The 22,657-nt window shown below is 44.6% G+C and carries 22 protein-coding genes; 10 read left to right on the top strand and 12 right to left on the bottom strand.

From position 1 onward, the window contains the following. Positions 1-398: nitroreductase family protein (locus LGT40_RS10230; protein ID WP_226343199.1), on the bottom strand; the 398-nt coding region annotated here is incomplete at its 3' end. Then, positions 388-777: a YbaN family protein gene (locus tag LGT40_RS10225; RefSeq protein ID WP_226071672.1), complete on the bottom strand. Its 390-nt coding sequence runs from the start codon at positions 775-777 to the stop codon at positions 388-390. The genes LGT40_RS10230 and LGT40_RS10225, both read right to left, overlap by 11 nt. 317 nt (positions 778-1,094) lie before the next feature. On the opposite strand from LGT40_RS10225, the gene LGT40_RS10220 reads away from it, so the two are divergent. The 8 genes from LGT40_RS10220 to gnd all read left to right on the top strand — a co-directional run bounded on the left by LGT40_RS10220 (position 1,095) and on the right by gnd (position 9,978). Continuing rightward, complete coding sequence (locus LGT40_RS10220; RefSeq protein WP_226071675.1) at positions 1,095-4,253, top strand: HD domain-containing phosphohydrolase; 3,159 nt, start codon at positions 1,095-1,097, stop codon at positions 4,251-4,253. Between the two features lie 53 nt (positions 4,254-4,306). Further along, positions 4,307-5,215, top strand: coding sequence for a ribosome biogenesis GTPase YlqF (gene ylqF / locus LGT40_RS10215; RefSeq protein WP_226071677.1), 909 nt, complete (start codon positions 4,307-4,309; stop codon positions 5,213-5,215). Between the two features lie 83 nt (positions 5,216-5,298). Next, the gene (locus tag LGT40_RS10210; protein WP_226071679.1) at positions 5,299-5,814 is read left to right on the top strand and encodes a Slp family lipoprotein; all 516 of its coding nucleotides are present in this window, start codon (positions 5,299-5,301) and stop codon (positions 5,812-5,814) included. A 291-nt stretch (positions 5,815-6,105) separates the two neighbouring features. Next, positions 6,106-6,372, top strand: a complete 267-nt coding sequence (locus tag LGT40_RS10205; protein WP_226071684.1) for a hypothetical protein — start codon at positions 6,106-6,108, stop codon at positions 6,370-6,372. A gap of 30 nt (positions 6,373-6,402) precedes the next feature. Beyond that, positions 6,403-6,621, top strand: coding sequence for a hypothetical protein (locus LGT40_RS10200; RefSeq protein ID WP_226071686.1), 219 nt, complete (start codon positions 6,403-6,405; stop codon positions 6,619-6,621). 183 nt (positions 6,622-6,804) lie between these two features. Next, positions 6,805-7,512 carry a peptidase gene (locus LGT40_RS10195; protein ID WP_226071692.1) on the top strand — a complete coding sequence of 236 codons (708 nt, stop codon included), beginning with the start codon at positions 6,805-6,807 and terminating at the stop codon, positions 7,510-7,512. A gap of 46 nt (positions 7,513-7,558) precedes the next feature. Beyond that, complete coding sequence (locus LGT40_RS10190) at positions 7,559-8,515, top strand: hypothetical protein (protein WP_226071697.1); 957 nt, start codon at positions 7,559-7,561, stop codon at positions 8,513-8,515. Beyond that, the gene (gnd, locus tag LGT40_RS10185) at positions 8,512-9,978 is read left to right on the top strand and encodes a decarboxylating NADP(+)-dependent phosphogluconate dehydrogenase (protein ID WP_226071698.1); all 1,467 of its coding nucleotides are present in this window, start codon (positions 8,512-8,514) and stop codon (positions 9,976-9,978) included. Before LGT40_RS10190 ends, gnd begins: the two co-directional genes overlap by 4 nt. Before the next feature lie 74 nt (positions 9,979-10,052). Here the strand turns inward: gnd and LGT40_RS10180 are convergent, their stop codons facing one another. The 5 genes from LGT40_RS10180 to guaB form a co-directional block, all read right to left on the bottom strand. Then, entirely contained in the window at positions 10,053-10,919 is an 867-nt protein-coding gene (locus LGT40_RS10180) for an SdiA-regulated domain-containing protein (RefSeq protein WP_226071701.1), read from the bottom strand. Positions 10,920-11,065: 146 nt separating this feature from the next. Then, entirely contained in the window at positions 11,066-11,497 is a 432-nt protein-coding gene (locus LGT40_RS10175) for a DUF6524 family protein (protein WP_226071703.1), read from the bottom strand. A 25-nt stretch (positions 11,498-11,522) separates the two neighbouring features. Then, positions 11,523-11,798 carry an acylphosphatase gene (locus tag LGT40_RS10170; protein ID WP_226071704.1) on the bottom strand — a complete coding sequence of 92 codons (276 nt, stop codon included), beginning with the start codon at positions 11,796-11,798 and terminating at the stop codon, positions 11,523-11,525. After that, complete coding sequence (guaA, locus tag LGT40_RS10165; RefSeq protein ID WP_226071706.1) at positions 11,789-13,366, bottom strand: glutamine-hydrolyzing GMP synthase; 1,578 nt, start codon at positions 13,364-13,366, stop codon at positions 11,789-11,791. Before guaA ends, LGT40_RS10170 begins: the two co-directional genes overlap by 10 nt. Positions 13,367-13,427: 61 nt before the next feature. Then, positions 13,428-14,891 (bottom strand): IMP dehydrogenase, encoded by a 1,464-nt coding sequence (guaB, locus tag LGT40_RS10160; RefSeq protein ID WP_226071708.1) that lies wholly within the window; start codon positions 14,889-14,891, stop codon positions 13,428-13,430. A gap of 62 nt (positions 14,892-14,953) precedes the next feature. Between guaB and xseA the strand changes: the two genes are divergently transcribed. Continuing rightward, a complete protein-coding gene (gene xseA, locus LGT40_RS10155; protein WP_226071710.1) occupies positions 14,954-16,456 on the top strand; it encodes an exodeoxyribonuclease VII large subunit in 1,503 nt (500 codons plus the stop codon). Then, positions 16,453-17,295, top strand: coding sequence for a peptidoglycan DD-metalloendopeptidase family protein (locus LGT40_RS10150; protein WP_226071711.1), 843 nt, complete (start codon positions 16,453-16,455; stop codon positions 17,293-17,295). The genes xseA and LGT40_RS10150 overlap by 4 nt, the downstream gene beginning before the upstream one ends. Here LGT40_RS10150 and LGT40_RS10145 read toward each other — a convergent pair. The 5 genes from LGT40_RS10145 to kdsC form a co-directional block, all read right to left on the bottom strand. Continuing rightward, a complete protein-coding gene (locus tag LGT40_RS10145) occupies positions 17,277-19,961 on the bottom strand; it encodes an ABC transporter substrate-binding protein (RefSeq protein WP_226071712.1) in 2,685 nt (894 codons plus the stop codon). The two genes, LGT40_RS10150 and LGT40_RS10145, sit on opposite strands and share 19 nt — an antisense overlap. A gap of 86 nt (positions 19,962-20,047) precedes the next feature. Further along, on the bottom strand, positions 20,048-20,773 hold the full coding sequence (lptB, locus tag LGT40_RS10140; RefSeq protein ID WP_226071713.1) for an LPS export ABC transporter ATP-binding protein: 726 nt from the start codon (positions 20,771-20,773) through the stop codon (positions 20,048-20,050). A 14-nt stretch (positions 20,774-20,787) separates the two neighbouring features. Then, positions 20,788-21,597 (bottom strand): lipopolysaccharide transport periplasmic protein LptA, encoded by an 810-nt coding sequence (gene lptA / locus LGT40_RS10135; protein ID WP_226071714.1) that lies wholly within the window; start codon positions 21,595-21,597, stop codon positions 20,788-20,790. Continuing rightward, positions 21,578-22,147, bottom strand: a complete 570-nt coding sequence (gene lptC, locus LGT40_RS10130) for an LPS export ABC transporter periplasmic protein LptC (RefSeq protein WP_226071715.1) — start codon at positions 22,145-22,147, stop codon at positions 21,578-21,580. The genes lptA and lptC overlap by 20 nt, the downstream gene beginning before the upstream one ends. Next, positions 22,131-22,652 carry a 3-deoxy-manno-octulosonate-8-phosphatase KdsC gene (gene kdsC / locus LGT40_RS10125; RefSeq protein WP_226071716.1) on the bottom strand — a complete coding sequence of 174 codons (522 nt, stop codon included), beginning with the start codon at positions 22,650-22,652 and terminating at the stop codon, positions 22,131-22,133. The genes lptC and kdsC overlap by 17 nt, the downstream gene beginning before the upstream one ends. Positions 22,653-22,657: the final 5 nt, after the last annotated feature.

Here is a 22,657-nt window from a genome sequence, read left to right as displayed (position 1 = left end):
AAAAAAAACAGTAGCATCACCGGTGCATCAAAAGCCCGATAGTTCGCTTCCCATTGTTTCTGTTGAGCAAGCTTGTCTTTACGATCGATTTCTAGACTTTGATAAAGCTGTAAACCACAGGCACGGCGCCGATCGATATAAGGCGACCGCCATGTTTCAGGGTAATACACATAATCTGCTGTTGGTTTAAGACCCTGTTGATATGCCATGACTAAACTGTCACTAATACGTTGCTTGGTTTTACCGGTAACGATGGCAACCTGCCAAGGTTGAGTATTCGCTCCCGAGGGGGCGTAGCGAGCAATTTCGAGAATTTCTTGAATAAGCTCTTCGTTTACCGGCTGTTGCAGAAAAGCACGGGTGCTGTGTCGTTGTTTTATAAGCTCATCAATCTTCATATTTTGGCTCAGCCTCTTTTAATTTCAGCACAAACCCTATCATTAAGGCGGCTAATGCCAACAGCAGCAATTGCAATTCAATATGTCCCCATAACAAGGTGATTGAAAAGCTAAAGGCTATGACAAGCATAATGAGTGCCTGGATTTTTGTCCGGCGTCTTACCGTTTTAGTTTGGTCCCACTGTTTAAGCGGTCCACCGATCCATCGATTATTTAACAACATCGCATGGAACCGGGGTGAAGTTTCAGCAAAACAGCCCAATGCAAGGATCATAAACGGTGTCGTTGGCATAACAGGCAAAAATGCGCCAATTATTCCCAAAGTGACGCATAACCAGCCACAACAAAAAATTAAAAAATGTTTGATTCTTTTTTTCATATGAAAAAAAGCAGCCTATAGTTCAAAGTGGATGAATAGGATCCGTTTATCTGTTGCTAAAGACGAATCTCGCTAGAGTACGGCAGGTTAGCTACGAAAAGATAAACAGACACTAAAAGGGTGTTATTTTCGACAACAAAAATGTTTAATGTCATTATCAAACCGTGATTATACGTGCTAGCAAGCCATTCTGAGATTCAATTACACCAAAAGCTGAAAAACAAGGCTTGTTTCTAGGAAAGTGTTCATTATGTGTGACAAGCTTGAGTTAGCAATTATCTGTTTGTTGATGATTTAATTCGCCAAAGAGGGCCAGCATGGAGCAGCAAGATAAACTATTTCAGCTACCAATCCGAATAGCAGTGGTTATCGGGTTCATGCTTTCCAGCTTACTGGTAGCTGTAGTTGCCATCACCGCACAATATTATGTCAATAAGCATCTGGCAGAAAACACTCTCACCTCTCGCTATCAGCAAACTATGGCAAGTATCCATGAGTATCTGCAATCGGTTGATAGCCGGGCAAAAAAGGAAATAAATGAATTAAAGCAGTTACCCAGGCTGCTCGAAGAACCACAGATCACTGGTGAAACAAGACAGTTGTTGATCGCCGTACTGCAACGTAATCCCTTATTTCAATCGGTATATCTTGGTCAGCAAAATGGCGAGGTTGAACAATTAATCAATTTGCAATCCTCACCAGCATTACGCCAGAAATTACGAGCAGAGGCGGCTGATCGTTGGCTATTGATTAAAATCTTCAATGAAAATGGTCAGCAACAACGGCGTCTGGAATACTATGATCGTAATTTCACGCTTCGCCATGCCTGGCAACATCAAAGTGATATAGATATCACGACACAATCTTGGTTTGCAGAAGCCGATACAGTTGAAGTACGTAACTTCCAATCCTATCTGCTCGCTGAGATCCATTCCCCAACCCAGGCCTATTCCATCAAGCTGCCTGACAGTAGTGCGGTATTGGCCATAACGGTTGAGTTATCCAACTTATCCGCTTTATTGGAAAATCGCCATTCCGGTAAAGATACACAACTCTATTTTTATCCAAAAACGGGTGGTGTGATCGCATCAAATCAACCAGAAGTGGAAATAACACCCTTGCCCGAAGCCCCGCGATTAGAGCTGAGCAATGCACAACTGGCGATGATTGAGCAAAATCCAATATTACGGGTCAGCAGTGAAACAGATTGGCCGCCATTAAACTTTTCTAATAATGGTGTGCCCAGTGGTTATGCTGTGGATGTGCTGAATTATATTTCCCGCATGACCGGATTGGAGATGCACTTTATTACCGGGGCCAACTGGCAGCAACTGGCTACCCAGTTTGTGGACGGTGAACTGGAAATTATGCAACCGGTTTTCTACAGCGAATTTCGTAATTTTATGGGCGAAATGACAATTCCTTTTGTTGATGTGCCCTACGGTATTATTACCGCGTCGGAATCCCCTATTAATCGCATTACTGAACTGAATGGTCAAACAGTTGCCATTCCCGAAGGCTGGTCATTAACCGGCAGATTGCAAGCGGATTTTCCGGATATCAATATTCTGGAAGTCGAAACAACACGCGAAGTTTTTGAAGCCGTGATGAATGGCGATGCTGATGCTGGTATGGATACGGCTATTACTTTGCAATATATCAGTGCACAGGAATACCAGGATGAAATAACTGTGCATCAAGGCGTCGATTTTTCTCCGGCCCAATTGCCTACCGGATTACATTTTATGGTGAACCGACAACGCACCGGTCTTGCGGATATCTTTAATCAGGCCCTGGAAAATTTATCTGATACCCATCATCAGGCGTTAGTCGATAAGTGGTTTAACGCTATTGATACAATAGATAATCCCCAAACTTTCCGTATAGAACGTTTTAAAAATGAAGCCCTGGATATCTCAAATCAATTGCAAACAATAATGCTGAATGGGCAGAAATATTTTGTCTATCATCAGGCCGTTGCAATGAATAATGAGGTTGATAACTACTACCTCACCATACTCTCACCACAAAATAGTGTGATGGGTTCTGTGTGGAGTAAAACACAAAATGCAATGCTGGTGGCCGGCTTGATGTTATTACTGTTATTACCAGTGAGCTGGTGGTTTGCTTCGGCAATTCTGGCTGCAGTAAAAAAAATGCAGACGAATGTACACCGTATACAACAACGTCAGTTTTCAGAGGTGGACCTCCCCCGACACCGTTTACTGGAGTTTGCTGAGTTGGCTGAAAACCTGCAAAAAATGGCCCAGACAACCCATGCTTATCAACAAGCCCAGCAGCAATGGACCGATGCTTTAATTGAGTCAGTAGCAAAGGCGATTGATGCTAAATCGGCATATCCAACCCGTCACTGTGCTCTGGTACCTGAATTGTCGGTGTTATTGGCGGATGCAGCAAGTAAGTCTAACCAACAGGGTTTTAAAGACTTCCGGCTGGATGATGATGCCAAACGTCGTGAGTTCCGTCTGGCAGCCTGGTTACATAGTTTTGGCAAAATCACCACCCCTGAATATCTGGTGGATAAACGCACCAAACTTGAAATGCTCTATAACCGGATCCATGAGATTCGTATGCGCTTTGAGGTGCTATGGCGGGATGCTGAAATCCAGTTCTGGCAACAAACCATGCAACGACCCGAGAATCGTCGGATGTATGAAGATGCGTTAAAGGTCAAACAAAGCCAGCTTGCAGATGACTTTGCTTTTGTCGCCCAATGTAATATCGGCACCGAATTTATGGATCAAAATACCAACGACAGGTTAAAACGTTTAGCAAAAATAACCTGGGAGCGGCACTTTGATGATCAATTAGGTTTATCTCCGGTTGAACTGGATCAGCGGTCTTCTACATCCCGCCGTCTTCCTGTAACAGAACCACTGCTGGCAGATAAGCCGGAACATATCATTGCACATAACCGTAAAGCGATTGAAGACGCCAAGGCCGGTAAGAATTTGAATCAGCCGGAGTATGGCTTTAATCATGGCGAACTTTACAACCTGACTATTGAGTCCGGTACTTTGACGAAAGAAGAGCGTTTCCGAATTAATGAACATATTTTAACCACCATCAAAATGCTGGATTCGCTTCCTGCTGTTGATGAATTGTCCAATATTCCACGTTATGCCACCACACATCTGGAAACCATGAACGGCACAGGTTATCCACGCGGCTTAACCGCCAAAGGCTTATCGATTCCAGAGCGAATTATTATGCTGGCAAATGTCTTTGAAGCATTGACTGCTGCCGATCGGCCATACAAAAAAGCTAAAACGTTGAGTGTGGCCATTTTTATTTTGCATCAGTTGGTTGAGCAGGAATTAATGGATCGCGAGGTGTTTGAATTATTTCTTACCAGTGGTGTTTACAGACAATATGCTGAACGCTTTATGACGACTGAACAAATTGATGACGTCGATATCAGTCAATTTCTCCGAGAAGAGGAACGTTATATTTAGCGCTTAAGCGTTATAATGAACAAACCAATTCTGGTGTTTGTAGTGAGTTCTTAATGGCAATTCAGTGGTTTCCCGGACATATGCACAAAGCCGGGCTGGAGATGAAAAAAATCCTGCCGCAGATGGATTTGATTATCGAAGTGTTGGATGCCCGACTTCCGTATAGCAGCTCCAACCCGATGCTGGCAGCCATTAGGGGGAATAAACCTTGCCTCAAGGTATTAAACAAGGCAGATCTCGCAGATCCGCGATTGACCGAAATCTGGCAAAACTATCTTGAGCAGGAGCAGGGCATTAAAACATTGGCTCTCTCTGCTAACGAGACCTCACGCGGTAAAGAATTAATTGCGATGTGTCAGAAACTTGTTCCTCAAAAAGCCACAAGCATCAAAAAGGTTCAGGCATTGATCATGGGCATTCCCAATGTGGGTAAATCAACATTAATTAATGCGCTGGCGGGGCGGCTGATTGCCAAAACGGGAAATGAGCCCGCTGTGACCAAGGTTCAGCAACGTATTATCGTAGATGATGTGGTGGTCTTACACGATACACCAGGTGTGTTATGGCCCAATCTGGAAAACCATGACAGTGGTTATCGTCTGGCAATAACCCACGCCATTAAAGAAACGGCATTTGAAAATCATGATATTGCTTTGTATGCCGTCAGGTATCTGATGCAGCAATATCCTGAAGCCTTACAAAGTCGATTTCATGTTGAGGGTATGGCCGATAATGAGCAAGTTATGTTGGAAAATATGGCTAAAAAACGGGGCTGTATTAAAGCCGGCGGGATGATAGATATTGAGCGTATCAGTAAAATTCTGTTGACTGAGCTTCGTAACGGACAATTGGGAAGACTCACGCTGGAAACGCCTGAAATGACAGAACAGGAGTGGTTACAAGTTATTCAGAGACGTGAAGAGAAAGCCGCCAAAAAGGCGGCACGTAAAAATAAACGCTGAACATCCAAAAAAGAAGTATTGTGTCAGTTAACATTTGCCGTCTGAGTTTGTCTATAGAACACCGGTCCCTGGAGAATGTTGTCATGCGATTTTTAACTGTGCTACTGATGTTTACACTGACTGCTTGTGCAGCCACAAAACCGAGTATCCATGCCAAATCCAATCATGAACTAACCTATGAACAGGTTGTTTCAAATATTGAAACATACCAACAGCAAACGGTTCGCTGGGGTGGAATCATTGCTGCAGTCGCCAATTATGAAAACTTTTCGGAATTGACTATCGTGCAATTTCCACTGACGCGGTACGGTGTTCCGATTACCACGGAAAAAAGTGCTGGCCGCTTTATTGTCCGCAGTGATGATTTTCTCGATCCGATTATTTATTCTCCTGAAAAACGAGTCACTTTTCTCGGTACTGTCCAGTCATTGCAACTACAAAAAGTGGATCAAAAAATGTTATCACTACCGTTGATAACTCTCGATGAAAGCCATGTCTGGCCACAGAAGGATCCTGAGTCCTCTCGTCCATATAACCCCAAACATGATGCGCCGTTTTTAGGCTATGGCTACTATGGTACGGGCTCCTATTCGCCCTAGACCGGTAAGTTACTTCTCTCTTAATCTAAATAATAATTATTTGCATTTAGATTAATCTGTCCTTATACTGCATTTAACCTTATCAATCATGTTGAGGTATGAGATGCAGTCATCCAAAAATTATTTTCCAAAACCAAATGCAATACATGTGGCGTTTAGTCCTGATCGGCTGGAAGCTTTAATCAGTCAGGGGAAATTACACGCTGCTGACTTTAACTGTCTCGATAAAAAGTCCAAACGAACTGTATGGAGCATGCTGCTCGCCGCCGCAGCTCACAGATTGAGTTAATCATGAATGTAAATAAAGCAGAAAGAGCAGAAACCTGGTGTGAAGCTGTGATTTTAGCCGCCAATGAGCAACTGGAATTTATGTATCGCCAACATGCATCAGCTTGTCTGGCCCTACAGATTTCCCGAAATTACCGCTTACTACTGACCCACAACGAACATCCACTCAAAAAACAGCACTGGCGCGCCTTATCACAGCGCTGGTTACTCAGTTATCAACTTCATCGAGGCCAACAACGCGGATTATCCGATATGTTGGAAAGTCTCTGAATCGTCAAATTCAAAATAAGGATCTTCATCATGGCTTCAAATTCCTGCCAACCTGAAAATGTTTTTTCATCCAGTACCTGCGATATTCAATTTTGCCCAGATTGTCAGATGGTGCACGTCAATATGGGGGCTATCACCATTCGCATGAGCGAGCAGCATTTTGCGACTTATGCGATTGATATCAGTAAAGCATTGTTTCATATGCGACAACGTGAGATTCATCAGGCTGATATGCGTGTCATGATGTAATTGTTCGATTGCGTCTATCACTTCGAAACCATCACCAAAGTTAGTGGTTTATCGGAAGTGAGCAAAGTGAAAAAAGGGAGCCAGGCTCCCTTTTTTTCTGCTGAATATCGTCAAGTTGAAACCCGACAGCTGTTTTCAGCTATGCTTGTAAGCTAGTGATAAAGCTGTTGAGGAAAAGGGTGAATGCTGAAGGGGATCAAAGTCACAGTTTGCGTATTTATTTCGCTTTTAATATTGGTTTGGCTGGTTTGTGGTTTATTACTTAATCACGCCAAAGAGTTGAAGTTAGCACAACACACGCTGACTCATCCCTGGTTGATGGAACATTATCAGGTCACGGATATCCCCGTTGATCATGGCTGGTTACTGGCCGATCAGTTTTTTATCGAAATTGACGCACAATTATATGTGAACGCCCAACCTAAACTGCGTCTTAATCGTCCATTATTAGGCGGAATTCTTTTGGACGATATGATCGTTCTGGCTTCTGATGATAATCTGATTCTGTTTGATACCCAAGGGCAATATATCAGTGTGCTGGGCGCTGCAGAGCTTATTCCGGCAGAGATTCAGAATATTGGCTTACATCATGGTCTTCCCGTACTGCAAACTCGAACAGGAATGTGGTTGGGAAATCCGATATTGGATGATTGGGAATTAATATCGTTACAAGGAGTTTCATGGAGTGAATCGGTTCCTATTCCAGCATCAACGATGGATGAACTGAGACAGCAATTTGCAGCATATGGCGTTAAGCTGGATACCCTGGTAGCAGATTTACATAACGGCCGATTTTTTGGTGAACAGGGGCGTTGGTTGATAGATGCTTTATTATTATTAATAGTGATGCTGGCTGCCCATGGTATTTATGCAATAACCATCAAGTCCTAATCGCTGGGCATAACAATAAAAATATTCATTATCAGGAGATAAGTTTTTGAGACAGACCGGTTTTCCATTCCTGCCCAAAGACTTCATTGAAACGGAAGAGGGACTGATATTTGCTGTAGTGAGTTATCACTCTCATGATCAGAAAGTAGGCTGTTTTTTACGCTACGTGCAAGATGAAAAAGGCTGGCATAAGGTGGATACTGAACAAGCAAATCGCTTGTTGGAACGCCATCATCCAGAGTTTCTCTATTATTCAAACCAGTTTGACGCCGCATTTCACGCTGTCCCGGTAGAGAAGATTTTTTGCCATCATCAACCAGAAGTAAAATTACAACAATTACTTCAACAACCGGCAAAAGATCTATTACAGCATAAATTACATAAATTGATAGCCCTTTTACGTCAATATTCTGTAGATATTCATTCGGTTGGGCTGACTGGCTCGATGTTGATTAATCAGCAAAAAGACACCTCTGATATCGATTTGGTGATATACGGCCGTGAAGCATTTCATCAATGCAGGCATGCTGTTCAACAGGCAATTGCTGATAATTTGCTACAAAAACTGGATCTTGCGCAGATGCAGGAGAACTATCAACGGCGTGAGAGTGAGCTGAATTTTGACAATTTCAGTTGGCATGAATACCGTAAATATAACAAAGCGATGATTGACGGCAGTAAATTCGATATTGGCATGGTCTGTTTAAAAGACGAGTTGGATATTGAACATCGACACTTTCTTAAACGAGGCATTAAAACTATTCAATGTTACGTGACTGATGACAGTCGTGCCTTTGATTTTCCAGCGCGATACCGAGTTGATAATGCACTGACGCCTGAAATTATTTCCTTTACTCATACCTATGTCGGTCAAGTAGTGAAGGGAGAGTTTATTGAGGTCTGTGGTGCATTGGAATGTGATGCTTCCGGAACTTGCCGAATTGTGGTGGGTTCCACACGTGAAGCCCGAGGCGAATACATAAAGGTGGTAGAGTCAAAATGAGTGAATTAATTCAAAATACCAAAGCAGATATTGGGGTAGTGGGACTGGCCGTTATGGGACAGAACCTGGTACTGAATATGAACGATAAAGGCTTTAAAGTAGCCGTTTACAATCGTACAACTTCCAAGGTAGACGAATTTCTCAACGGTCCAGCCAAAGGGACTCAGATTATTGGTTGTCACGATTTGAAGAAGTTTGTCGAAAGCCTGCAAATTCCACGGCGAGTAATGTTAATGGTGAAAGCCGGTCCGGTGGTGGATGCTTTTATAGAACAACTGGTGACTTATCTGGATAAAGGCGACATTATTATTGATGGGGGTAACTCCCTGTTTAACGACAGTGACAGACGTACTCATGAACTGCATAAAAAAGGCATCTTATTTGTCGGCAGCGGGGTTTCCGGTGGGGAAGAAGGGGCAAGATTCGGACCTTCTTTAATGCCAGGTGGAAATTTTGCTGCATGGCCAGCTATCAAAGACATCTTCCAATCAATCGCCGCCCAAGTTGATGGGGAGGCATGTTGTGACTGGGTAGGCAATGATGGCGCTGGCCATTATGTGAAAATGGTGCACAACGGCATTGAATACGGTGATATGCAATTAATTTGTGAAGCCTATCAGATGATGCGAGAGGGATTAGGCATGTCAGGTGATGAAATTCAGCAGGTATTTGCTGAATGGAATGAAGGCGTGCTGGACTCGTATCTGATAGAAATTACTCGGGATATTCTGACGGTCAAAGAGCCGGATGGCAGCTTGCTGATTGATCATATATTGGATACAGCAGGTCAAAAAGGGACGGGTAAGTGGACGGGTATCAATGCATTGGAATTGGGGATTCCATTAACACTGATTGGTGAAGCCGTATTTTCCCGCTGTTTATCTGCGCTGAAAGATGAACGGGTGACGGCATCTAATGTATTGCCTGCCCGAGCAGCGGAATTTTCCGGCGATAAAGCCGACATGGTGAATGCTATTCGGGATGCCTTGTATGCCTCAAAGATTATTTCCTATGCTCAGGGTTATATGTTGATGCGTGAAGCAGCCAAGACCTATGGCTGGGAACTGAATTATGGCGGCATTGCTTTGATGTGGCGAGGCGGTTGCATTATTCGCAGCCGGTTCCTCGGCAATATCCGGGATGCTTTTGATCGTAATGCCAAATTAGAAAACCTGTTGTTGGATGACTTTTTCATTGAGGCTATCACTGAAACCTTGCCGGGGTGGCGTAAAGCAGTGGGATGTGCCATCAGTCTGGGGGTTCCTGTTCCGGCCTTTAGCAGCGCCTTGTCTTTCTATGATGGTTATCGCAGTGAACGCTTACCCGCCAATTTATTGCAAGCTCAACGCGACTATTTTGGCGCGCATACCTACGAACGCCTGGATAAACCCCGTGGTGAATACTTTCATACCAACTGGACGGGCAGGGGCGGCAATGTTTCCGCTTCCACTTATGAAGCGTGACATCAGGCCAGGCACTTGGAATATAAAAAAGGGCGGGTGGTTTACCGCCCTTTTTTTTGCTGCTGTATATCGGTTCAAAGTGGTGGTGTTCTTGTCAGAATAAGTAATTGGTTCGGTTCACCAACAATATAGATATTACCCTGCGTGTCCACCGCCACCCCTTCAGGTTGCTGCATTTTGGGCCAAAGACGATAAGGGCCGCTGCCTAATCGTATTTTTGAGATTTCACGTCCCAGCAAATCAATAATATGCAGACTATTTGAGTCATCACTCAATACCAGCAACTCTTCTGTTTGGCCGGGTAACCATGCCAGACCTGAAAAATCTCCCACATTCAGGCGCAGTTTTTTCATCATTTCAAATTGGCTGTTTTTTGCTGAGTTTTCCAATGCAAAATGCAATATACGGGCGGGCTTTTCTTGTGCGTAAAACACACCGTGTTGTGATGAATAAGCAATACCTTCAATGCCGGTGTTCGCTTTTTCAGGAGGAAGTAAGGCAAGCGTTTTTACATCACGATAGTGAATTTGTTTTGTTGACTCGTCGATTTCAACAAAACTGATAGTTTGTTGGCGTTCTTCACTGACAATAAATTGATTTGCACCGACATAATCAATACTTTCGGTATCTGAAAAACCAATCAGCTCAATTTTCCGTAATAGCTCACCGGTTTTACTCAGCACCACAATTTGTTCAGGGTTATTAACTATGCCGAGGAGATTTCCGGATTCAGGATGATAGGTCAGTCCAGATAAATTATTCTTGATTCCAGCAATCGTCAGTGTTTTGCTGAACTGATACTGTTGCAAATCCCATATTTCATCCTGCGTGATTCTGGCGGAGCTGACACTGCTAAACCAAAGACAACCACTTAAAATCGTGCTGGCAAGCAATGTAACAAACAGTAATCTCGATTTGCTTTTCTTTGAGAAAAAAGCCATGGGTAAGCATCCTTCAACTAAGTTAAATACCAATGTCGTGCATTGGTATAAGGTTCAGATGAAGATAATGCTTACGGCTTAACTCAAACTGAAAAGTCGTTTTGGTGTTAGGTGTTTGACGACGTTATTTGCAATCACTAGATTGATCATTCATCAACATCATCCATATCGGCTTGCCCGGACAGGCGTCGACGAATGTGGGACCATGACATACCCACTGCCAGCACGGCAGCAATTAGGAATAAGATGATGTAAGTAAAGGCCGCGTGATGACGAAGTTCCAAAATACCCAAATCAAATAGCCACCAGATAATAATGGCGAAAAAAGCAAAGGCGAGAATGAGACCAAAACCACCTAAAGAGCGGAAGGTGGCTCTCAGATAAACCGTCCAGCCTATCAGAATAATAACGGTGGCCATGGCAAAAGGTGGTGTGATATTCATACCGCTGCTGCCAAACAAGGCTGCAGTGGCCCAATGATAATAACTGTAACCGCTGGGGTTATAACTAATGTAAACCAACAACACGGCAAACAACAATCGTAATAAAAAGCCTTTACTGTTAAAGCGTTGTGCCATGGCTGTCTCCTTCGTTATTTATCCGCTAGCGAATATCGAATTGGCTAAATTCACCAGTAGCTGTTTGTTCAGTCAATTGAATATCGGTTACTTTTGCAAATTCCGGTCCCTGCCACGCCCATTCGAGCAACTGGCTGAGTTGACTGGTATCGCCTTCAGCCAGCATTTCAACTTGCCCATTAGGCAGGTTACGTACCCAGCCAGTGACGCCCGTTTTCTGTGCTGATAATTGTGCCGACATGCGATAACCGACACCTTGAACGCGACCTTCAATCAAAAAATGATAACGTGTTATTCCCATTCAATCGTAGCTGGTGGCTTGCCTGAGATATCGTAAACGACTCGTGAGATACCATTGATTTCATTAATAATCCGACGTGACACCAGATCCAGAAACTCATAGGGTAAGTGTGCCCAGCGTGCCGTCATAAAATCGATGGTTTCAACTGCACGTAATGCGACCACATAGTCATAACGACGACCATCACCCATTACACCGACGGACTTCACTGGTAAAAATACGGCAAAGGCCTGACTGGTTTTGTCATATAGATTATGAGCGCGCAGTTCTTCGATAAAAATGTTATCGGCTTTACGCAATAAATCGGCATATTCTTTTCTGACTTCACCAAGAATGCGAACCCCCAAACCCGGGCCCGGGAAAGGATGGCGATAAACCATATCACTAGGCAGGCCTAGCTCTACCCCTAATTTGCGAACTTCATCTTTGAACAGTTCGCGTAAAGGCTCAATTAACTTGAGTTTCATATGCTCAGGTAGGCCGCCCACATTATGATGGGTTTTAATCACATGAGCTTTACCGGTTTTAGAAGCAGCTGATTCGATAACATCAGGATAAATCGTGCCTTGAGCCAGCCATTGCACATTGGTCAGTTTTGATGCTTCTTCATCAAAGACTTCAACAAATTCACGGCCGATAATTTTGCGTTTGATTTCGGGATCATTTTCTCCCGCCAACGCGGACAGGAAACGATCTTCGGCATCAACACGAATGACCCTTATTCCCATATGCTTGGCAAACATGGCCATGACCTGATCGCCTTCGTTTTCCCTCAGCAGACCATTGTTTACAAATACACAGATCAGTTGATCGCCAATCGCACGGTGCAATAAAGCAGCCACTACAGAGGAATCGACACCACCTGATAAACCCAGCAACACTTCATCTTTGCCAACTTGCTGGCGGATGGTTTCAATGCTGTCTTCGATGATATTGGCTGAAGTCCACAAGGTTTCACAGCCACAGATTTCGGTGATAAAGCGCGAAATCATCCGTTGGCCCTGTGTGGTATGGGTCACTTCAGGATGGAATTGCACACCATAGAACTGACGCGCTTCATCAGCCATACCAGCGATCGGTGCACTGTCGGTGCTGGCAATGATTTTAAATCCATCAGGCAATTGGCTAACCCGATCACCGTGGCTCATCCACACATCCAGCATGCCAAATCCTTCAGGCGTGGTGTGATCTTCAATATCTTTCAAAAAAGCAGAATGACCATGGGCACGAATTTTGGCGTAACCAAATTCACGATGTGATGAAGATTCAACCTGCCCACCCAGCTGGGTAGCCATCGTTTGCATCCCGTAACAAATGCCCAGCACAGGCACATTCATCTCAAATACACAGCGAGGCGCTGCAGGGGCTGACTCACCAATGGTTGAATCTGGACCACCGGAAAGGATAATGCCTTTGGGAGCAAAATCACGAATCTCGCTTTCACTGATATCGGGGTTGCGTAACTCACAATAAACGCCGGCTTCACGTACACGGCGCGCTATAAGCTGAGTGTATTGTGAACCAAAATCAAGGATCAGAATGCGGTGGTCGTGAATATGGCTGCTCATGAATTTCTCTTACAATCAGATAAGTAAATACCGACCCTTGAGAAAGAGCCGGTATTCAAAATTAATTAACCCGGTAATTCGGTGCTTCTTTAGTAATGGTCACATCGTGCACATGGCTTTCATTCATGCCAGCAGAAGTGACGCGGACAAACTCCGGTTTGGTACGCATTTCTTCAATAGTGCGGCTTCCGGTATACCCCATCGATGCACGTACACCGCCCATTAGTTGATGAATGACCGGGCTCAGGTTACCTTTGAATGGCACACGACCCTCGATGCCTTCAGGAACTAATTTGTCGGCTTCACTGGATTCCTGAAAATACCGATCGCTGGAACCCTGCTTCTGCTGCATCGCACCCATGGAACCCATACCGCGATAGGATTTGTAGGCACGACCCTGGAATAATTCCACTTCACCTGGCGCTTCTTCCGTTCCGGCAAACATACCACCGACCATAATTGCGTGAGCACCAGCTACAATTGCTTTAGCGATATCTCCAGAATAACGCACGCCGCCATCAGCAATCAGGGGGATGCCGGTACCAGCTAATGCTGCGGCGACATTACTGATAGCGCTGATTTGCGGTACACCCACTCCAGCGACGATACGAGTAGTACAGATAGACCCCGGGCCGATACCGACTTTCACTGCGTCTGCACCCGCTTCAGCCAGGGCTTTGGCTGCTGCGGCGGTAGCAATATTGCCACCAATGACCTGAACTTGCGGGTAGTTTTGTTTTACCCAGCGAACTTGATCTAAAACACCCTGTGAATGCCCGTGGGCCGTATCAACAACAATGACATCGACTCCGGCAGCAACCAGTGCATCGACGCGGGCTTCACTCTCTGAACCGATACCAACTGCAGCACCAACACGTAAACGTTCCTGCGCATCTTTTGAAGCCAGCGGGTTGTCGGTTTGTTTTTGAATATCCTTAACGGTAATCATGCCTTGCAGATGAAATTTTTCATCAACGACCAGTACTTTTTCAATGCGGTTGGTGTGCAATAAATGCAGAACTTCTTCACGGCTGGCATCTTCTCCCACCGTCACCAGTTTATCCTTGCCGGTCATGATAGAAGAAACCGGATTGTCGAAATGTTTTTCAAAGCGTAAATCGCGGCTGGTGACAATCCCGACCAAATCATCTCCATCAACCACGGGAACACCCGAAATGTTATGGGCGCGGGTCAGTTCAACCACGGCGCCGATAGAGGTGTTTGGACTGACAGTGATAGGATCGCGTACAACGCCGCTTTCGAATTTTTTTACCTTACGGACTTCGTCCGCTTGTTGTTCGATGGTCATATTTTTGTGCAAAATACCCAGACCACCTTCCTGCGCCATGGCAATGGCCAGACGACTTTCGGTGACAGTATCCATGGCAGCGGATAACAATGGGATGTTAATGGTGATATCACGTGTCAGTTGTGTCGTCAGACTGACATCGCGCGGCAGAACATTTGAATAGGCGGGGACGAGTAAAACGTCATCAAATGTCAGGGCTTCTTGCGCAATTCTCATGAGGCGGGTTCCCGAATTTACTGTAATATGATCGACAAATTATATCAGGAACTTAGTGGTTTATGGCATCACTTATGACATCGGATTCGCAAGTAAAACTCGCTGCCCGTGCTGTCAAGGATGTATATCCGGTATCGCGATTGGTCAGAGAAGTCCGGCTGATGCTGGATGGTTCGTTTCCGCTTTTATGGGTGGAAGGGGAAATCTCCAATTTAGCAATGCCGGCTTCAGGGCACATTTATTTCACGTTAAAAGACTCGGCTGCGCAAGTGCGCTGTGCCATGTTCCGTGGTCGTAACCAACAATTACGTTTTACTCCGGAAAATGGCATGCAGGTATTACTGCGCGTCAAGGTAACGTTGTATGAAGGCCGCGGTGAGTTTCAGCTGGTTGTTGAACACATGGAAGAGGCCGGTAGTGGCGCTTTACAGCGGGCTTATGAAGCTTTAAAAGCTCGTTTGGGACAAGAGGGGTTGTTTGATACGGCACATAAAAAAACATTACCGGTTTTGCCGCAAACCATCGGTATTGTCTCATCACCGGATGGCGCTGCTGTGCATGATATTTTGCATGTATTGAAGCGTCGTTTTCCAGCCATAAAAGTAATTTTGTATCCGGTTGCGGTTCAAGGGGAAGCGGCTCCACGGCAAATAGCTGCGGCTATCCAGACTGCCGATCAACGACAGGAATGTGATTTGTTGATTGTGGGGCGGGGTGGCGGTTCATTGGAAGATCTCTGGAGCTTCAATGATGAGCTGGTTGCCAGAGCATTGTTTGCCTGTCAGATACCGACCATCAGTGCTGTGGGACATGAGATAGATTTTACCATCGCGGACTTTGTAGCGGATGTAAGAGCGCCTACGCCATCTGCCGCTGCAGAATTGGCCGTGCCGGAAGCACGCCAATTAGCATTGAATTTACGTAATTTGTTGCAAAACCTGAGTAGCCGAATTCAACAAAAACTCGCAAACGAACAGCGACATATTCGTTATCTGTCACAACGCCTGCCACGACCACAACAACAGTTAACCCTTCAGCAACAACAGCTGAAACGGTTAAAAACACAGCTGGATTACAGTATTCAGCGGCATTTACAGGGCAAGCAACAGCAGCTGGATTATCTGTCAGTAAGATTACCGCATCCACAGCTGCGAATCAGCTGGCGGCAAACCCGGTTGCAGGACTTAACCCAGCGTTTTGAAAAAGCTTTCTCAGTACAGCAACATCAATTCAGATTACAAAGTCAGAATTTGCATGATCGATTCAAACGCTTGTTACCGGTTACCCGATTAAAGCAACAGCAGCAGCGTGTGGAAGCACTTTCTGCACAATTAAACCGTTTGACCAGACAACAAATCACTGATCATCAAAAACAACTCACTCAATTGATGCGGACCTTAGCTGTAGTCAGCCCATTAAATACACTTGAACGTGGTTATAGCATAACTAGTGATACCCAGACCGGTAATGTCATTTATCGTTCAGATGAAGTGGTAATCGGACAATCCGTGCAGATTCGTCTATTTGAGGGACAATTAGACTGCGAAGTACGACGTAAGAAATGAAGTACATATTTAGCGTGATTTATTGGTTGATGCTTTTCGTCTGCTCAACTGCCTGGGCATTACCACAACAATTGCCTGTACCTGGCGGCGTGGTTGTATTGCCGTTAGATAGCAATGCGAATGTGCCACCAGAAGTTACCTATGATGCGCAACGGGTGCTGGTGGTAAGGCAGGATGCACAATGGTTGGCCATTGTTGGGATTCCTCTTGCCAGTAAACCGGGAACACATAAAATTCTGGTAAATAATCAGGGGACGATAAATAGCGTTTTGTTTGAAATAAAAGACAAATCGTATCCCACGCAACATATCACCGTAACAGATGATCGCAAGGTCAATCCTTATGCTAATGACATGAAACGGATTGAAGCCGAAACAGCAAAGATAAACAGCGCCTTACGGCATTGGCGTGTCAGTGACAGCGTCCCTTTGAATTTTGTCTGGCCAATTGAAGGTCGGGTAAGCGGACTGTTTGGCCGTCGCAGAGTGTTTAACGGGGAAGAGCGTAATCCCCACAGTGGGATAGATATTGCAGCCGCCACTGGTACCAAAATTATGGCGCCTGCCGATGGTGTTGTGTCGGATACAGGGAATTATTTTTTTAATGGTAATACCGTAATGGTAGATCATGGTCAGGGATTGGTGACTATGTTTTGCCATCTGGATCGGGTTGATGTCAAAGCAGGGCAAAAAATTCAACAGGGCGAGATTATCGGCACTGTTGGTGCCACTGGCCGTGTTACCGGTCCACACCTGCACTTGGGGGTGAGTTTGAATAATGCCCGTGTTGAGCCCTTATTATTTTTTCCAGAGCGGGAAGGTTATCCTTCAGTTGAATGAACCTCTGGCTTACTGTATTGATTTAATAATTCCGTCAGCAGGATAAAATTGACCGGTTTGGTGAGATAGGCGGTAAACAAACCTTCGGCTTGTTGTAAATCATAAGGCATCGCCGCCGCCGTTACTGCAATAACGGGGATATGCTGCAATCTGGGGTTGGCCATGATTTGTTCAGTGGCCTGTAAGCCACTGATTCCCGGAAGGTTGATATCCATCAAAATGACTGCCGGAATATTATGTTCCAACCATTCCAACCCGGCTTCAGCGGTTTTGCAGGTTTGTAGCTGGTACTGAGGTAATCGATCAAAAAAGGCTTCCATCAATTTTATATTGGCCGGATTATCCTCGATATGCAAAATGAGGGTAGAGGAATCGGCTAGAAAGGGATTATCGGCTGTAGACACAGGCCCTTGATGATTTAAGCTTTCGCTATGGCTTGCTTGGTTCGTTATCGGTAACTCTACCCAAAAGCGACTGCCTTTATTTTCAGTACTTTCAAAACCAATATGGCCACTCATCGCCTTAATCAGCCTTTGTGTCACAATTAAGCCGACACCTGTGCCTTCAATGCCAGAATTTTCCTGTCCCAACCGATCAAAAGCGGTAAACAGATAAGCTTGTTTGTCCTGAGGGATTCCCATCCCATTATCTTGCACCGTAATACGCAATCTGTTGATAGGCGACATGATTTCCCCGGTGACCAGCACTTCCCCTTTGGGTTGATTGTATTTAATGGCATTACTGATCAAATTAATCAGTACCTGTTTGAGTTTGGTTAAATCAGCAAGTACTAACTGTTGTGGGATCTCGCCGGTGCGAATCGTGACCTGATAGCGATCCGCCAGATTATTCAACATGGGTAAACAATATTGAATGGCATTGCTGATACTCACCGGCTCAATGGAAACTTCGACTGAGCCGGTTTCGATTTTTGCCAGTTCCAATACATCATTGATTAGCTTAAGCAAATGTTCACCACTTTGAATAATCAGTTTTAAACTATCTTGTTGAGTATCGGTAAGCGGATCTTGTTTATCACTTTGCAAGAGCTGAGCAAACCCTAAAATAGCATTCAGTGGGGTGCGTAATTCATGGCTCATTACCGAAAGAAATTCCGATTTTGCCTGGTTGGCTTTTTCGGCTTCTTCCTTGGCGGCTATCAAAGCTAAATGTTCTGCTTTTTGTAAAGAAATGTCTCGGACAATACCGGTGAAAAAATACTGATCTTCCCATTTAAAAGCGCTTAACGTCAGTTCAATCGGAATGATTTGCCCGCTTTTATGCAAAGCTTCCAACTCAACGGGCTGGCCGATAATGGAAGATTGCTCCGTGCGAAGAAAACGGCTCATGCCGTTTTCATGGTGATGTCGATGTTGAGCAGGCATCAGTCGAGTAATATTTTGGCCAATAATTTCGTCAGGTTGATAGCCAAATAGCCTGACAGAAGCTGCGTTAAAATTTTGAATCAAGCCTGATTCATCAATAGTAATAACGCCTTCCAAGGTGTGATTTAATAATGTTTGTAAACGTTCACTTTCGCGCTTGGCTTTATTTTCAAGGACTTTTCCCTTTTCTAATTCCGCTTCAAGTGCAGCTGTTTGCAAAGCAATTTGTTCACTTAAAATTTTGGCATGATGGCGTTTAATAAAATAGCCAATCAGCGTCAACACAATCAAAGCGATAAGTGAATAGACCAGCCACTTAAGCCAGATTGATACGCGAGGTGAAGGGTCGTAAATAAAACCGTCAAGCCGGTCATCATTACTCACCAAGCCCAATTGCTGATAGTGTTCAGCAATTTTTTGCCAACGTTCGATTGTCATATGTCCTAACGACACCGTAGGATATAAACTGAGTTCACTGAGCTTTTGGGCTTCAAATTCCAGATGTGGCCGTGTTTTATTTTGTGTATTGTAATCTTTTAAAATCAAATCAATGATTTCGTGGGGATGTTCCAGTGCATATTGCCAGCCACGGAGCGTGGCCAACGTAAACGCGTCGACAATTTCAGGCTCACGTTTTAGAAAAGCTTCTGAGGTAAAAACAATATCACTGTAAAAATTGATGTTGAATTCATGTGGAGACAATGTGCGGTAGTCTACTTCGCGGCTCATCATCAAGAACGGTTCGTTAGAAACATAGGCTGTAAGTGCGTCCACTTTGCCCGCAATAAGATTGTCAATATCCGCTCGCGTTGGCTCAACAATATTCAGCTGTGACGGGGTAATATTGAATTTCAGTAACATGGCTGATAAGTCATCAGCATAGGACTGACGAGTCACGGTTTTGCCGATGAAATCTGTGGGATGCTTTATTTCGGAATCTGCTCTGACCAGCCACGTGTAGGGACTGCTCTGAAAGATGGCTGCCAGCGCAATAAAGGGACGTCCCTTTAATCTTTCAACGACCAAGCCCGCGCCAGAGACGCCAAAGTCGACAACACCGGTCTCTACTTCATAGAAAGGGGCTTGCTGTCCATTGAGAATAGTAACGTCTAACTCAGCTTCCCGGTAAAACCCTTTTTCTACTGCGGCATATATGCCTGCGAACTGAAACTGATTTTGCCAGTGAAGTTTGATGGTTACGGGAGTCAGCTTCTGATTTGAATCATCAGCTAGCGATGAGCTACCAAATAACAACAAGGCAAGCACGAGCATTCGACACATAAAAAGTACTCAAACAGAGTTCAATTCATCTTACTCTAGAGGTATGCGAAATAGCCAGAAGCTTGTTGTGAAAAAATCCTATAAAGTTACAAACGAAAGTCCCGTCCCAGATACACGCTGAGTACACGCTTATCTTTAAGAATTTCATCGGGTGTACCTTTGGCTATCACCTCACCTTCATTAAAGATATAAGCCCGTTCGCACACGCTCAGGGTTTCACGAACATTATGATCGGTAATTAAAATCCCAATGCCTCGCGCCGCCAGCGCTTTAATAATTCCCTGAATGTCGAGAACCGAAATCGGATCAACACCGGCAAAAGGTTCATCAAGCAAAATAAACTGGGGATCCATCGCCAATGCCCGGGCGATCTCAACCCGGCGTCTTTCACCACCGGATAGCGCCATACCTAATGATTTGCGAATATGACCAATATGAAATTCTTCCAGTAAACGTTCCAGCAAATCTTGCTTGGCATTCAGAGTGAGATTTTTTCGAGTTTCAATAATGGCATAGAGATTATCTTCGACCGATAATTTACGAAAAACCGAGGCTTCCTGAGGCAGATAACCGATTCCTAGGCGAGCACGATTATGAATCGGTTCATGGGTGAGCTCTTGCTGATCAAGAAATATACTGCCGTGATCCACTGGAATGAGGCCGACAATCATATAAAAGCTGGTAGTTTTTCCCGCGCCATTGGGACCCAGCAAGCCAACAATTTCACCACCGTTTACTTCAAGTGAAATATTTTTAACAACCTGCCGATCGCCAAATTGCTTGGCGAGCGACATTGCAGAAAGCTGACTCATTTATATTCCGTGCTTTATTCAGGGTTCATTTGCAGATAACGAGAACTGACCCAACCAATAATAGCTTTATCACCACTCATTCCCCGAACCTGTGACCACTCGGGCTGACGTGTTAATACAATCACTTCGGTATTTTCGACAAAGGCACCAATTCGTTCATATTGTGTGCCGGGACCGGTTCTGACATTTAATGTCGTTTGAGTGACAGCTGTTGGATAACTCATGTCAGATTGTTGTTCGGGTGCTTCTGTGACAGGTTTGGGAGCTTGTTCTGCCGACGGCGTTGCTTTGGTTTTGTTTTTTTCACGCTGACCTGGTGGTTGGATCGTGATATGAACTCGGCCGCTGGATTGCTGCTGACCATCGACTTCGACTGGTCTGGAGTTGGCGATCACAATATTTTTGTCGATATCGTATTCGATATGATTGCCTCGAAATTCATCCCCCGACTGCCAGACATAACCTTGACCTACTAAATAAATACGTTGTTTGCTGGCATGGTATTCCATCTGTAATGCTTTGGCTTTGACCGGTTTGTCGCCTTCTTTATGAACCTGCTCATAGGTAGCGAGATTGCCTTCCGCTATCGCTTTTTCCAATTCACGGTTTTCATCATAAAAGAAGGTAATCACATCACCTTCAATTCGCAGTGTTCCCTGAGTAAGTATGGCATCGCCCTTGTATTGCGTGACGCCGCTTTCATCATCCAACTGCGCGTGATCTGCTTCGATATTGATGGGCTGCTCTCTATCGCTGGGCAAGGCGAGAGCAAGCGATGGCATTATCGTCAGAACCCAAAGCAGATTAATTAACCGGTGGCGCATTGTATTGTCCTCTCACCCTAGAGTGCAGATTGATGGTTTCTTCTTGTAAAGCCGCATGAAACCCGACTGAATGGGTATCGCCATGCGGCGATTTCATTGTAACGGGTTGATCGGTGTAAGCTGTGTTATGAACCGTATCCAGATTAAGAACTTCCGTTAATAACTGAATTTCAGGTTGATCTTTGTTGGTAATAATAACATTGCCGGAGAGAAGAATGTTTTCGCCTTCTCCTTGTGTTTCAGCATGATCCGACTCAATGATCCAATCATTATTTTCCGGCACAATAAACAAGGTATTGGGATTAAATATTTCAGTACGGTCATTTTCCGGGTAATGGTAGAGCGTTTCACCGGTAATGACCCGAGATGGCTTACCATTGATGTCCATGACCGTCAGTTTGAAGTCAGTCATGCCAAAATCAATATTGTAATGTACAGCAGCCTCCGTTTTAGGCGGAGTCGGTTTATCAAACAGCATCCACAAACTGATTACTGCAAGCAGCAGCAAGCCAATTTTGAGATAGCTAGGAATATTAAAGATGGCGTTCAATTTGGTCCTGCAGGGTTCCCTGTCCTTCCATAATTAATTCACACACATCGCGTGCTGCACCTTTACCGCCTCGAGAGGGAGTAATCCAGTGAGCATGCTTTTTCACCACAGCATCCGCATCTTGAACTGCAATGGCTAATCCCACTCGGCTCATGATGGATAAATCCACCCAATCATCACCCACATACGCACATTGTTCCGGTTTCAATTTAAGCGTTTTTAACAATTCTTCAAATGCAGGCAATTTTACTTTTTGTCCCTGATAGACAAGATTAATGCCCAGGCTTTGCATACGATGTTCGACAACTCTGGAAGTGCGGCCAGTAATAATAGCAATATCGACACCAGTGTACTGCAGCAGTTTCATGCCGTGTCCATCACGCGAATGGAATGCTTTGTATTCTTCGCCATCATCACCGATGATAATGCTGCCGTCAGTCAGTACGCCGTCGACATCAAAAATCACCAGTTTAATTTGTTTGGCGCGAGCCGTTATATCTTGCATTTTTT

It is taken from the genome of Methylophaga pinxianii (genome assembly GCF_020447225.1).
Classification (GTDB): domain Bacteria; phylum Pseudomonadota; class Gammaproteobacteria; order Nitrosococcales; family Methylophagaceae; genus Methylophaga; species Methylophaga pinxianii.
Note: the sequence above shows the minus strand (reverse complement) of the source record. Positions and strands in the feature narration are given on the sequence as shown.

Bases quoted from the DNA above. Each gene is read 5' to 3' on its own strand.
- LGT40_RS10170 (WP_226071704.1), bottom strand. From the start codon at position 11,798: ATGGGAATAACACGTTATCATTTTTTGATTGAAGGTCGCGTTCAAGGT.
- LGT40_RS10210 (WP_226071679.1), top strand. From the start codon at position 5,299: ATGCGATTTTTAACTGTGCTACTGATGTTTACACTGACTGCTTGTGCA.
- LGT40_RS10180 (WP_226071701.1), bottom strand. From the start codon at position 10,919: ATGGCTTTTTTCTCAAAGAAAAGCAAATCGAGATTACTGTTTGTTACA.
- LGT40_RS10225 (WP_226071672.1), bottom strand. From the start codon at position 777: ATGAAAAAAAGAATCAAACATTTTTTAATTTTTTGTTGTGGCTGGTTA.
- guaB (WP_226071708.1), bottom strand. From the start codon at position 14,891: ATGAGAATTGCGCAAGAAGCCCTGACATTTGATGACGTTTTACTCGTC.
- gnd (WP_226071698.1), top strand. From the start codon at position 8,512: ATGAGTGAATTAATTCAAAATACCAAAGCAGATATTGGGGTAGTGGGA.
- LGT40_RS10175 (WP_226071703.1), bottom strand. From the start codon at position 11,497: ATGGCACAACGCTTTAACAGTAAAGGCTTTTTATTACGATTGTTGTTT.
- LGT40_RS10220 (WP_226071675.1), top strand. From the start codon at position 1,095: ATGGAGCAGCAAGATAAACTATTTCAGCTACCAATCCGAATAGCAGTG.
- lptB (WP_226071713.1), bottom strand. From the start codon at position 20,773: ATGAGTCAGCTTTCTGCAATGTCGCTCGCCAAGCAATTTGGCGATCGG.
- xseA (WP_226071710.1), top strand. From the start codon at position 14,954: ATGGCATCACTTATGACATCGGATTCGCAAGTAAAACTCGCTGCCCGT.
- LGT40_RS10205 (WP_226071684.1), top strand. From the start codon at position 6,106: ATGAATGTAAATAAAGCAGAAAGAGCAGAAACCTGGTGTGAAGCTGTG.
- kdsC (WP_226071716.1), bottom strand. From the start codon at position 22,652: ATGCAAGATATAACGGCTCGCGCCAAACAAATTAAACTGGTGATTTTT.
- LGT40_RS10145 (WP_226071712.1), bottom strand. From the start codon at position 19,961: ATGTGTCGAATGCTCGTGCTTGCCTTGTTGTTATTTGGTAGCTCATCG.
- lptA (WP_226071714.1), bottom strand. From the start codon at position 21,597: ATGCGCCACCGGTTAATTAATCTGCTTTGGGTTCTGACGATAATGCCA.
- ylqF (WP_226071677.1), top strand. From the start codon at position 4,307: ATGGCAATTCAGTGGTTTCCCGGACATATGCACAAAGCCGGGCTGGAG.
- LGT40_RS10200 (WP_226071686.1), top strand. From the start codon at position 6,403: ATGGCTTCAAATTCCTGCCAACCTGAAAATGTTTTTTCATCCAGTACC.
- LGT40_RS10150 (WP_226071711.1), top strand. From the start codon at position 16,453: ATGAAGTACATATTTAGCGTGATTTATTGGTTGATGCTTTTCGTCTGC.
- guaA (WP_226071706.1), bottom strand. From the start codon at position 13,366: ATGAGCAGCCATATTCACGACCACCGCATTCTGATCCTTGATTTTGGT.
- LGT40_RS10195 (WP_226071692.1), top strand. From the start codon at position 6,805: ATGCTGAAGGGGATCAAAGTCACAGTTTGCGTATTTATTTCGCTTTTA.